Below are 12,782 nucleotides of genomic sequence, written 5' to 3'. Positions count from 1 at the left end.
TTAGTATGTTGAAAAAGTTTCTGGCCACGCTTTTGATCGGTACCTTGGCCGCCGTTGCCTTGACTTCCTGCGGGGATTCCAAAGCAGCCGGAGTCGGCCAGTTCGCCACCGTCTACGCCACGGCGACCTCTCCCGGGGTACCTCTGGACTCGGACGAAGCTACCTGGGTCGACGCCACCACCCAGAGTAAGGCACAGGCGTGTCTTGCCACCAGTGTCCCCCATTTCGCTTCCGACGACGTAAACTACAGCGTTACCAGCACCGCCTGGACGAGCGGCAACACCGGCCAGACCAACCCGACGTCGGCTTCCGACCTGATGATCCAGAAGGTCATCCTGACCCTGACCCCGGATGACAGCACTACTCCCGCCCTGCCTGCTGTCTACCAGACCCAGTTCCTGACGAGCGGTATCGTGGTGCCGGCCGGCAGCACGGTCTCCGTTCCCGTGAGGATCGTGTCGCAGGAGTTGAAGACCTTTCTCTCCAACGACCTGCTCTGCACCGGCCTCATGTACAAATACCGTGCGACGGTCTCCTTCGAGGCGGTCGAGGTGAACACCAACAAGGTGGCGACCATCACCGTGCCGGGATTCGTTTTGATCCGGCTGACCGACTTTACCGACAAATAAACAGCAAGGGTCCATGGTGGCACTTCCTCGGACGAGGGGGCCATGTAACGTCAGCGTCGACGAGGGGCAGCTGCCGCCGCCGGCCAATGCGGTCACCGCGGTGATCCACGATGTGTCACTATCTTAGAGTTTTCGAAACGAAGAGGAATCGCGAGATGAGTCTCCAAAGGAAAATACGGTTGCCGCTTGTAAACAAGTTGTGGTGGATGATGCTGGTTCTCGCCTGCATGGTCTCCCTGAGCTGCTCCGGCAGCAAGCCCAGCGGCGTGAACGCCGACACCCCGGCCCGGGCGAAGGGGGAGGTCCTTGCCAGCGACTTCCAGGTCTCCAACAGCACCAGCGACGAGTCCGCGCCGGCGGTCGCCTACGACACGAGCAGCCACAACAAGTACCTGACCGTATGGGTGGACCTCCGGAGCTCCAACGGCAGCCAGATCTATGGCGCCATCTGCACCGGGGCCGACAGCACAACCCAGGGGGCGGCGGGTAATGTCACCACGATGACCAAGACGGTGGCCGACTTCGCCATCACCGGCGTGGCAGCGAACAAGGCACAGCCCAAGGTCGCCTTCTACCAGGATTCGGTTACTCCGTCCAATAGCCGGTACTTGGTCGTCTGGACTGACTCCCGCGACGCTACCGCGACCTACGGCAGCCGGATCTACGGCCAGTTCGTCGGCACGGACGGCTCCCTCATCGGCTCCAACTTCCCGATAACGTCGCTTAGCGCTTCGAATTGGAGCCAGAGCGACCCCGACCTCATCTACAATCCGGTGACCGGCAAGTTCGTGCTCGCCTGGATCGATACGAGTACCGACGACACCGCCATAAGCAGGACCTACCAGGCCCTGGGAGCGGTCAACTCGACCACGGTAACCATCATTCCGACCCCCTTTGTCGATTACAACATGGTGAAGACGGCCACCATCGATCCGATCTCGGCCGCCGTGTCGAGCGCCACCGACGTCTCGAAAGCGGTTACCAACAACGACCTGGCCGACAGCGGTTCCGCGATCACCGAAAGCTTTAACGTGCAGTTCCATGAATCGCATCCGAAACTCGCCTTCAGCCCCATCACCGGCGAAGTTTTCACCTCCTGGATCGGCAGCACCAGCAAGGTCACCGTGTCGGTGCCGTACACCACTACTTCCGACACCAGCACGCCGCCGATTGTTACCGCAAAGTACGGCGCCCCCGCCTTCATCATCGCCGACCTGGACGGCGGCCAGTCTAAGGTCAAGATCAGGCGCTACCAGACCGGCCTCGTCACCGACTACAGCTACGGGACCACCGCCGATACCGTAAGCATGGCCGTCGATCCCAACACCAACCGGCTTCTCCTTGCCTGGGAGGACAACAACGGCGGGCTTACTACCGGAAAGAATATCCTCGGCCAGCTGATCGACCTGACCAGCTTCGCCGCCTACGGCAACCTGATCCCGATTTCCAACGCCATCGGCGACCAGACATCGCCGGTAGCCGCCTTCGACAACGTGAACCAGCGCTTTTTCGTGGCATGGGAAGACGCCAGGAACGAGAGTGCCAACCTGAGTAACATAGACATCTACTCCCAGTTTGTCGATCCGCAGGGCAACCTTTCCGGTGGCAATCAGCCGGTAACGGTAGCTTCCGCCAACCAGTTGGCACCCGCGGTAGCCTTCGGCGACGTCAACTTCCGGAAGTTCTTCGTGGTCTGGAAGGATGGCCGGAAGCTTTCCTACTCGAACATCTTCGGACAGCTCCTTGAGTTCTCCACTGCGCCGCAGCTGGTGGTGGAGGACAGCACCAAGAGTCCTATCCTCAGCGGTTCGATCGACTTCGGAACCACCCCCACGGGAACTCCCGTCGACAAGCTCGTGTATATCGCCAACGAGGGTAACAGCCAGCTTACCATCAGCAGCATGTCGAACCCGGATTCTCCGTTCTCCTTCGTGACTCCGGCTCCGGTCACCATCAGCCCGGGTACGACCTACGCGATGACCATCCGGTTCAACCCTCTGGCTGCCGGGAGTTTCGCCGGCAATTCGACGAACAACTACAAAACCACCATCGTTTCCGACGGCGGTACCCTTACTCTCTATTTGACCGGCACCGCGTCCGGGATCAACCCGCTGACCATTACCACGTCGTCCTTACCGGACGCCAACACCGGGGTCGCGTACTCGGCGACCATGGCCGGCGCTGGCGGTGTGTTCCCCTACACCTGGAGCATGACGGGACTGGTACTGGCCGACGGTCTCAGCATCGATTCATCCACCGGCGTCATCAGCGGTACCCCTACTTTCTCCGGGACCAAAACCGTCACCGTTACCGTCACCGACAATAACTCTCCGAAAAACTCGGTCTCCAGAAGCTACACCATCAAGGCCGGGGTCCTCAGCATCACCACGACTTCTCTTAAGCCCTGGACTCAGGGGGTGGAATACTCCAATGCCCCTGTTCAGAGCATCGTAGCTACCGGGGGCACCGGTCCCTACACCTTCACGGTAGCAAACGGAAGCCTCCCCGCCGGGATTTCCCTTTCCGCAAGCGGGGTACTTTCGGGGGTGGCGACCACGAGCGGTACCTTCTCCTTCACCGTCCAGGCGACCGACTCGGTCAACAACACCTCGACCCAGCCGCTTAGCATCACCATCAACCCCAAACCGGCGATTCTGACCACCAGTCTCCCCGACGGCGGGGTAGGCGCGCCCTACAGCCAGACTATCCATTCCTCCGGCGGAACGGTCCCCAACACCTGGGCCATCACCTCGGGCGCCCTTCCGGGCGGTTTGACCTTCGATACCGGCAACGGGATCATCAGCGGCACCCCGTCCGCTCCGGGGAGCTACCCGCTCACCTTATCGCTGACTGACTCCACCGGCGCAACCGACACCAAATCGCTCACCATCAAGGTCAACACGGTCCTCGACATCTCCACCCCGACCACCGGGGCCGGAGCGCCGCTGACCGCCGTGGTTGGTGGACCCTACACCTTCACCTTCGGCGGGACCGGCGGCACCTCGCCGTACAGCTGGTCGGTCGTGGCGGGGAGCCTTCCTATCGGCGTGAGCCTCAATCCCTTCACCGGTGTCGCCTCGGGGACTCCGACCACTGCCGGGGTCTTCACCTATACCGTGAAGGTCGCCGACACCAGCGGCTCCACCGTCGTCAAGACCTTCACCACCGACGTGCAGGCACAGGTGGCGATCACCACCTCGGCCATCACTTCGGCCTGGACGAGGAACGTCGCGCTTCCCTCCCAAACCCTGACGGCCGCCGGCGGAAGCAACAGCTTCAACTGGACGATCTCCGCCGGGGCGCTTCCCCACGGTGTCACCCTCACCTCGGGTGGCATCCTTTCCGGCATCCCCGATACCGCCGGCACCTACGCTTTCACCGTCCAGGCGGCCGACAGCGTCAGCACCACCGCGGTGGCCACCAAGTCGTTTACCATGACGATCAATAACCTCCCGGCTATCCAGGCGGCGACCTTCGCTCCGGCTACCACCGGGACCCTCTACAACCAGGTTCAGACCTCCACCGGCGGGACCACTCCGCTTACCTGGACCATCTCCTCGGGCTCGCTGCCGGTCGGCCTCGTCATCGATCCCGTCACCGGGACCATTTCCGGCATTCCGGCCGCCGCCGGCGACAGTACCTTCACTGAGACCCTCACCGACGGGGCCGGCGCCACCGTTTCCGTCTCCAAGACCATCTCCGTGAAGGATCCGCTTTCCATCGCCACCACCCAGGCCGACCTCGGGACGCTCACCCTCAATGCCGCCTACAGTAAGGCATTCACGGCAACCGGCGGCCGTTCTCCCTACACCTGGTCGATCACCCAGGGAGCGCTTCCTTCCGGTCTCAGCCTCAACTCGGCTACCGGCGCGCTGAGCGGTACCGTAATCATCAACGGCAGCTGGTCTTTCGTCGTCACCGTCACCGACGCCGACCTGAGGACCGCCACCCAGACCTTCGCGCTGGCGACTCCGGCCCAGTCGACTCCTTCGATCTCCGGCACGCTTAACGCAGGGACGGTTGGCACCGCCTACTCCCAGACCCTTTCCGCTACCGGGGCAACCGCTCCGTATACCTGGTCCATCGTGGCCGGCAGCCTCCCGGACGGCCTTGCCCTGGCCAGCGCCACCGGGGTAATCTCCGGCACTCCGACGGCGGCCGGCGACTACAGCTTCATGGTGCAACTGGTCGACGCCACCAAGGCGGTGGCCACTAAGACCTTCACCATCTCTGTGATCAGCACCTCCGGTGGGGGGACCTCTGGCTCGGTTACCTTTGCAGCAGCCAGCGATCCGAATACCCCCATCTCTTTCTACAGCTTCGGCAACGTGCTCCTTGGCAACTCGCTCAGCAAGAACTTCGTGCTGAAAAACAGCGGCGCTTCTTCCATCACCCTGCACTCCTTCACCTCGAGCGATTCGTCCTTTACCGCCATGCTCCCGGCAGATACCGTGGTGGGGGCTAACTCTTCGGTGACCATCCCGATCTCCTTCTCGCCGGGGAGCTCCAAGTCGTACTCGGGAACCTTCACCATCACCGCCGTTTCTGGGGCGACCTACCAGCTGTCGCTTTCGGGCACCGGCTCCATCGCGGTAGCTAGCCTTAACCCGACCACCCCGGGTAGCACCATCCCCGGTACCACCACGGTCTCTTCCTTCGTGGTTCCGGTCTCCTCGCCGGTCTTGAGCACCTCCAGCCGGCCGGCCGATTTCACCCCGGCCGAGGCGATCTCCGTCGTGGTTAACAACATGACTCCTTCCGGGACGGTCAACGTTGACGTCACCTTCGTGGCGCTCCCGACCAACCCGGTTTACTACAAGCTCACCAACAACGTCTGGACCCAAGTTACCCCGGTCGCCACTAACGGCAACGTGGTCACCTTCGCCCTCACCGACAATAACGTGCTCCAGGATTCCGACACCACCCTGGGGAGCATCCAGGATCCCATCGTGGTCGGAAGCACCTCTACCGGTGGCGGCACCGGCGGTACCGGCGGTACCGGCACCACCAACCCGGTTTCCTCCCCCGGCGGCAAGAGCGGCTGCTTCATCGCCACCGCGGCCTACGGCAGCTACCTTGACCCGCAGGTCGTCGTGCTCCGGCACTTCCGCGACAACGTGCTCCTGAAGAGCGGCCCCGGTACCGCATTCGTCCGCTTCTACTACACCTACAGCCCGCCGGTCGCCGACTTCATCCGCGAGCACGTCGTCCTCAGGCTCCTGACCCGCTGGGCCCTCACGCCGCTGATCTTCGCGGTCAAGTATCCGGTCACCCTGCTCGCCCTGCCGCTGCTCGCCCTTGGCGCCCTGTTACGCAGGATTCGCGCCCTGGGTGGCGCCCGCCTGGGCAAAGCCATTCGATAACAACCTTGACCCGTTACCGCCTCCCAGCCAGGGGGCGGTAACGGCATCCTGCGCAGAAAAGTTAACCCGCCGGTCCCGCGGGCATGGAGATGTCATGTTCAGAAAACTTTTGACCGTAGTTGTCGTATCCCTGGCGCTTGCCGCCTGCTCCCAGGCTCCCACCAAAGAAGAGGTGACCGGCGCCGTCAAGAAGATCATCCCGATGCAGTTCGAGGTCCTCCAGGTGACCCAGTTGCAGGAAATCCCTGCTCTGTACCAGGTGGTCATCCGCGTCAACAACCAGCCGGTCGTCCTGTATGTCGACAAGAAGGCGCAGTACATCGTTTCCGGCAGCGTTCTCGCTCTCGACAAAAAAGTGAACCTCACCGCAGAGGTCCAGAAACAGTATCTGCAGCAGAAGAAGTAGGTGCATGCTTCGGTACGCCGCGGTGTTTCACCGTTTACTCGTTTAACAGAGAGCCAGGGTCATCCTGGCTTTCGTTTATCGGCTCTATGAGAGCCGTGGTGGACGATTGAGAGGGGAGAGTGGGCTAATTTCTTTGATTCGCGATCCCTTTCTGCTATTATCCACACCTTCCCGCGGGACATTGTCCCCAGGGGCATTATTTCTGAGAGTGCAGTGAAGCAAGGAGAGTGCATGTTCAGGTACCTGACCGCGGGCGAGTCGCACGGCCCGCAGTTGACTGCTATTGTAGAAGGGCTGCCCGCCGGCCTCGGGATAAACGAGGAGACCATCAACCGCGACCTGCAGCGCAGGCAGGGGGGCTATGGGCGCGGCGGCAGGATGCTGATCGAAACCGACAAGGCGTTCATCCGCTCCGGCGTCCGCTGGGGGGAGACCCTCGGTTCTCCCGTGACTTTGGTGGTGGAAAACGCCGACTGGGTGAACTGGGAAAAGAAGATGTCCCCGTATTCCGAACACCAAGGCGAGTGCGACAGCGTCACCCGTGCCCGGCCCGGCCACGCCGATCTCCCCGGCGCCCTCAAGTATGGCCATCACGACGTCCGCAACATCCTCGAGCGCTCGAGTGCCCGCGAGACGGCGGTCCGCGTCGCGGTCGGGGCACTCGCCAAGATATACCTTTCCCATTTCGGCATTTCCGTCAACGGCTGCGTCATCGAACTGGGGGGTGTGAGGGCCACCAGGCCCGAGGCGAGCCTCCAGGAACTCCAGGACCGCATCAACCGCTCTCCCGTCTATACCTACGACACCGAGGCAGAACTCGAGATGATCAACACCATCGACCGCGCCAAGGCTGCCGGCGATTCGCTGGGCGGTGTGGTCGAGGTGCGTGTCAACGGGGTTCCTGCCGGGCTGGGAAGCCACGTCCAGTGGGACCGCAGGCTCGATGCCCGCCTTGCCGGTGCCGTCATGAGCATCCAGGCCTTCAAGGGGGTTGAGATCGGGGCCGGTTTCCAGGCCGCCCGCGTTCCCGGTTCGCAGGTACACGACGAGATCTTCTTCGACGGTTCCCGGGTAGGGGAGGGGGCCGCTACCGGCTTCTACCGGACCACCAACCGGGCCGGCGGCCTGGAAGGTGGCATCACCAACGGCGAGGAGATCGTCGTCTGCGGGGCCATGAAGCCGATCCCGACCCTTTACACGCCGCTTCGCTCGGTTGATATCGTCAGTAAGGAGGCCTTCGAGGCCACGGTCGAGCGCTCGGACGTCTGCGCGGTCCCCGCCGCCTCGGTGGTCGCCGAAGCGGTGGTCGCCATCGAGATTGCCAACGCCTTCATGGACAAGTTCGGCGGCGATTCGATCGGCGAGACCGAAAGGAACTTGAAGGGGTACCTGGAGTACCTGAAGACGTTTTAAAGACCATCCACCTCCCTAACTACATTCCCCTTTCCCCCTCCCCTTGAGGGAGGGGGCGAGGGGGTGGGGGAGGCTCCAACGGAGTGCCGAAGACGGCCTCCCCCTCACCCTGCCCCTCCCCCTCAGGGGGGGAGGGAACAATTTCGGAAGGGCACGTTTGTAATTTGTGTTGTTGAGGTTCTTGTGACGGTAGAAAACATCCACGTCTCTCTGGGCGAGAGAAGTTACGATATCAAGATCGGGGCCGGGAATCTCGGCACTCTGGGCGCACTTTGCCGCGAGGCAGGTCTCTCCGGCACTGCCGCCGTGGTCTCCAATACCACGGTCGCACCCCTTTACTGGGAGCGGGTCCGCGGCTCCCTGCAAGAGGCCGGTTTCCGCCCCGTTCTTATCTCGCTTCCCGATGGCGAATCCTACAAGAACAGCCGCACCCTTGACCTCATCTACGACGGCCTCATGGACGCGGGCCTCGACCGCGGCTCCTTCATCGTGGCGCTCGGCGGCGGGGTGATCGGCGACATGGCAGGGTTTGCCGCGGCGAGCTACCTGCGCGGGATCCCCTTCGTCCAGGTCCCCACCACGCTCCTCTCCCAGGTCGATTCCAGCGTAGGGGGCAAGACCGGCATCAACCACCCCAAAGGGAAGAACATGATCGGGGCCTTCTACCAGCCCCGCGCCGTCCTCATCGACGTAACCACCCTCGAAACCCTTCCCGAGCGAGAGTTCCTCTGCGGAATCGGCGAGATCATCAAGTACGGCGTGGTGCTCGATGCCGGCTTCTTCGCCTTCCTTGAGGAGAAGGGTGAGCTCCTCTTGCGGCGCGACCGCGAGGCACTCATCCACGCCGTCAGCCGTGCCTGCGCGATCAAGGCCCGCGTGGTGGAGACCGACGAAAGGGAAGGGGGGCTTAGGGCGGTCCTCAACTACGGGCACACCCTCGGGCACGCCGTGGAGACCCTCACCGGCTACACCCGTTACCTCCACGGGGAAGCGGTTGCCATCGGCATGGTCCAGGCCGCCCTCATCTCGGAAAAGTTCGGCTTTTGCAGCCGCGAGGACGGGGAGCGGATTACCGCGCTCATCAAGCGGCTCGGCCTTCCCACCGCGCTCCCGGATTTCCCGCCCGCCGCGTACGTGGAGGCGCTTTCGCACGACAAGAAGGTCCGGGAAAACGGACTTCTCTTCATCTGCAACCAGGGGATCGGTGACCACCGGATGGAGAGGGTGAATGACCTTAATGCACTTCTGGAGATCTGCCGCATAGGAGAGTGACATGATCGAAGATGCCATCTCGTTCTGGACGGACATCCAGCGTTTCGAAAACATGCTGGCAGCGGACCCACGCTCCTACTGTTTCGTGCCGCTGTCCGAGCTGTACCGCAAACTGGGGCTTTTGGACGACGCCATCATGGTCGCCTCCAAGGGGTGCGGTCTGCATCCCGATTACCCCGGCGGCTTCTTCGCTCTCGGTGCCGCCTACGGCGCCAAAGGGGAGACGGCTTCCGCCATGGAAGCGCTCGAGAAGGCCGTCGAACTCAAACCCGATCATGTCGAAGCCCTGAAGCTGCTCGGGCAGATCTACGTCCAGGAGGGGCTCCTGGAAAAGGCCGAGGGTGTCCTCGTCCAGGCACTTAACGAGCATCCCGACGACACCGAGACCTCCATGCTGCTCCATTCCATCGCCCCCCAACTGAAAGGGGGAGTCGCCGCGGCCGCCACCGCCAAAGCTTCCGCAGCCGTGCCGGTCGAGCCCGAGACTGCCGACGAGGAAATAATAGAGGATATCGACCTCATCGAGGAGCTGACCGAGATCGAGGAGCTGGAGGAGGAGCCTGCCGCACTGCAGCACCCCGCGTCCCAGGCGGCGGCAGCGCCAGCCCAGCCTGCGGCTCCCCGGGCTCCTCTTCGCGCCGCCGTTTCCGACGAGGAGGACTTCAGGGCCTTCGATGACGGCGACGATTTCTGGGCCGTCGAGCCCGAGACCGAGTTGGTCGAGGCCGGAGATGTCGAGGAGCTCGGCGGAGGTGCCTCCATCGGTTCCTTCGAAGAGATCGGGCAGCCGGCCGCTTCCGCAGCTTCGCCGGTGCAGCCCTCGGCCGCCGAACCGGCGCGCAAGGATCCCCTCACCACCGCAACCCTCGCGGAGCTCTACGTTTCTCAGGGATTCGTGGAAAAGGCGGTCGGCGTCTATCGCGAGCTGTTGACCGCCGATCCCGGCAATACCGGCTACCGCGAGCGGATTTCGCAGCTGGAAAGGGCCGCCGAGCCGCAGCCTGCCCAGGAGGTGGCTTCGCCACCGCAGCCTCCCCGCCAACCCGCACCCCAGCAGGCTGCGCGGGAAACCGTTGCCCCGGCGGAAGCGGTCACCGGGGAGGGGGGAGCGCCCCCCGCCGATCTGGAGGCGGCATTGAACCTCTGGCTTGAAAACATCAGGAGGAGAAGAGATGGGGTTTAAGGCCATACTGAAGGGGATTATCGACGATTGCGGCGGTGGGATCGGTGCCATCGTCATGGGCTACGACGGGATCTCCATCGACGAGTACATCAAGCCGTCGGCCGGGGTGGACGTGCAGATCCTGGCGATCGAATACGCCTCCGTGCTCAAGGAGATCAAGGAGACCGTCGGCGTGCTGAAGACCGGCGTACTCCAGGAGGTCGCCATCATTTCCGGCAACTGCTCGGTGGTGGTCCGCGGGATCAACGACGACTTCTTCCTCGCCCTCGTGCTCGCCCCGGACGGCAACTTCGGCAAGGCCCGCTACCTCATGAAACGCGAGGCGTCCCGTCTCGGGGAGGAGCTGCAATGACCGTGAAGAAGCGGGTGCTGGTGCTGCATGGCCCCAACCTGAACCTGCTCGGCGTCCGCGAGCCGGGGATCTACGGGAGCACCACGCTTGAGGAGATCAACCGCTCCCTCGCCGTACTGGCCGCCGAGTCCGGAGTGGAGATCAGGACGCTGCAGTCCAACAGCGAAGGGGCCCTGGTCGATGCCATCCAGGGAGCCATGGACGATTGCCAGGGGATCCTCATCAACCCAGCCGCCTACACCCACACGAGCGTCGCCCTGAGGGACGCCATCGCCGCCACCGGTCTTCCCGCCGTTGAGGTCCACCTCTCTAATATTCACTCCCGCGAGGCCTTCCGGCAGCACAGCTACATCGCCCCTGTGGCGGTAGGACAGATCTGCGGTTTCGGCCCGGACAGCTATCTTTTGGGGTTGAGAGCGCTCATTAAACGGCTGGAAAAATAGTTGTCAGACGGAGGTTATTATGTTACACGATAGAATCTCCGCGGCCAGGGGGTGCCTCCAGAAGACCGGAGCCGACCTGCTCCTGGTCACAAACCTCAGCAATATCAGATATCTAACCGGCTTCACCGGGAGCGAGGCGCTGCTTGTGGTCTCCCCGTCTGAAGCCTGGTTTTTGACCGATTCCCGCTACACCTCCCAGGCCGGCGCCGAGGTCAAAGGCGCCCAGGTGGTGGAGTTCTCGGTCCGGCTCGAATCGCTGGCGCAGGTGATCAAGGACGCCGGTGCCGCCAAGGCTGCCTTCGAAGCCGGCCACCTTACCGTCCAGACCTACCAGGAAATCCGCCAGAAGCTCCCCGGCGTGGAGTTCATCGAAGCCGACGCCGAGATGGTCTCGCTGCGTACCGTGAAGGACGCGCAAGAGCTGGAGATCCTTGAGAAGGCGGCGGTCATCGCCTCGGAATCGCTCTTGGAGGTCGTGGCGGGCATCAAGCCCGGGATGGTCGAGAGCGAGGTTGCCTGGGCGCTCGAGAAGGTCATGAGGAGCAGGGGGGCGGACGGCAAGTCCTTCGACTTCATCATCGCCTCCGGCGAGCGGGGAGCGCTGCCCCACGGCAAGGCCTCCGGGAAAACGATCCAGGCGGGCGAGCTGATCACCTTCGACTACGGCATCGTCTACCAGGGGTACTGCTCGGACGAGACGGTGACCGTAGCGCTCGGCGAGCCTGACGGGAAGCAGCGCGAGGTGTACGAAACGGTTCGCGAAGCACAGCGGCTCGCCATCGAGGCGGCCCGCCCCGGCATGGCCTTCAACGAGCTCGACGCCATCGCCCGCGAGTACATCGGCTCCAAGGGATACGGCCAGTACTTCGGCCACGGCCTGGGCCACGGGGTCGGCATCGACATTCACGAGCATCCGACCGTCTCTCCCCGGAGCACCCACACCATCAGGGAGGGGATGGTCTTCACCGTCGAACCCGGCATCTACATCCCCGGGTGGGGCGGGGTGAGAATAGAAGATACCGTGGTGATGGAATCCGGCGGCTCGCGCCGGCTGACCAAGGTCCCCAAGGAGTTGATCGTCCTGAAACCGTAGCTTTCGTTTCGGGATCCCATATGAAGCAATCAGCCGTTCATTCCGGCCCTGCATCTGGGCACGGAGGTGGGCGGTTACTTTTACGTACACGTAGGTACAGAGCAGTAGTCGCAAAGGCTGCCATCACGCTGCAATGCAAAGGAGAAAGAGACGTGGATATAAAAGACCTTAAGACCCTTATCAAGATGGTTACCGAAACCGACATCACCGAGTTCGAGCTGGAGAACGCCGAAGAAAAGGTGGTGATCAAGAGGGGTTGCACCGTCGCCGCACCGCAGTTCCAGATGCCGCAGGTCGCCTACCAGATGCCCGCCATGGCCCCGGCCGCTCCGGCTGCCGCTCCCGCCGCTGCCGCTGCCGCCGCTCCGGCTGCCGCCAAGCCGGCAGGCGACGCCATCACCTCTCCCATCGTCGGTACCTTCTACCGCGCTCCCGCTCCGGACGCCGCTCCCTACGTCGAAGTCGGCCAGATCGTGGAAAAGGGCGAGGTGCTCTGCATCGTGGAGGCCATGAAACTCATGAACGAGATCGAGGCCGAGTTCCGCTGCAAGATCGTCCAGATCTGCAAGGAGAACGCCCAGCCGGTCGAGTTCGGCGACGACCTGTTCATCGTCGAGAAGGCCTAAGC

10 protein-coding genes are annotated in these 12,782 nt (G+C 62.9%); all 10 read left to right on the top strand.

What is annotated here, in order from left to right; all coding sequences use genetic code 11:
• The first annotated feature begins 5 nt into the window (after positions 1–5).
• The 10 genes from L4X63_RS19035 (at position 6) to accB (ending at position 12,780) form a co-directional block, all read left to right on the top strand.
• Positions 6–629, top strand: coding sequence for a hypothetical protein (locus L4X63_RS19035; RefSeq protein ID WP_250680245.1), 624 nt, complete (start codon positions 6–8; stop codon positions 627–629).
• Between the two features lie 206 nt (positions 630–835).
• On the top strand, positions 836–5,992 hold the full coding sequence (locus L4X63_RS19030; protein WP_250680244.1) for a beta strand repeat-containing protein: 5,157 nt from the start codon (positions 836–838) through the stop codon (positions 5,990–5,992).
• Between the two features lie 94 nt (positions 5,993–6,086).
• Positions 6,087–6,398: a disulfide isomerase DsbC N-terminal domain-containing protein gene (locus tag L4X63_RS19025; RefSeq protein ID WP_250680243.1), complete on the top strand. Its 312-nt coding sequence runs from the start codon at positions 6,087–6,089 to the stop codon at positions 6,396–6,398.
• 231 nt (positions 6,399–6,629) lie between these two features.
• The gene (gene aroC, locus L4X63_RS19020; RefSeq protein WP_250680242.1) at positions 6,630–7,811 is read left to right on the top strand and encodes a chorismate synthase; all 1,182 of its coding nucleotides are present in this window, start codon (positions 6,630–6,632) and stop codon (positions 7,809–7,811) included.
• A 183-nt stretch (positions 7,812–7,994) separates the two neighbouring features.
• On the top strand, positions 7,995–9,083 hold the full coding sequence (gene aroB, locus L4X63_RS19015) for a 3-dehydroquinate synthase (protein WP_250680241.1): 1,089 nt from the start codon (positions 7,995–7,997) through the stop codon (positions 9,081–9,083).
• 1 nt (position 9,084) lies between these two features.
• Positions 9,085–10,266, top strand: a complete 1,182-nt coding sequence (locus tag L4X63_RS19010) for a tetratricopeptide repeat protein (RefSeq protein ID WP_250680240.1) — start codon at positions 9,085–9,087, stop codon at positions 10,264–10,266.
• Positions 10,256–10,618: a roadblock/LC7 domain-containing protein gene (locus tag L4X63_RS19005; RefSeq protein WP_250680239.1), complete on the top strand. Its 363-nt coding sequence runs from the start codon at positions 10,256–10,258 to the stop codon at positions 10,616–10,618. The genes L4X63_RS19010 and L4X63_RS19005 overlap by 11 nt, the downstream gene beginning before the upstream one ends.
• A complete protein-coding gene (gene aroQ / locus L4X63_RS19000; protein WP_250680238.1) occupies positions 10,615–11,061 on the top strand; it encodes a type II 3-dehydroquinate dehydratase in 447 nt (148 codons plus the stop codon). The genes L4X63_RS19005 and aroQ overlap by 4 nt, the downstream gene beginning before the upstream one ends.
• 19 nt (positions 11,062–11,080) lie before the next feature.
• Positions 11,081–12,154 (top strand): M24 family metallopeptidase, encoded by a 1,074-nt coding sequence (locus L4X63_RS18995; protein WP_250680237.1) that lies wholly within the window; start codon positions 11,081–11,083, stop codon positions 12,152–12,154.
• A gap of 152 nt (positions 12,155–12,306) precedes the next feature.
• Positions 12,307–12,780 (top strand): acetyl-CoA carboxylase biotin carboxyl carrier protein, encoded by a 474-nt coding sequence (gene accB / locus L4X63_RS18990; RefSeq protein WP_250680236.1) that lies wholly within the window; start codon positions 12,307–12,309, stop codon positions 12,778–12,780.
• Positions 12,781–12,782: the final 2 nt, after the last annotated feature.

It is taken from the genome of Geomonas sp. Red32 (genome assembly GCF_023652955.1).
Taxonomy (GTDB): Bacteria; Desulfobacterota; Desulfuromonadia; order Geobacterales; family Geobacteraceae; genus Geomonas.
The sequence above is the reverse complement of the archived record's forward strand: the minus strand, read 5'-3'. Positions and strand labels throughout refer to the sequence as shown.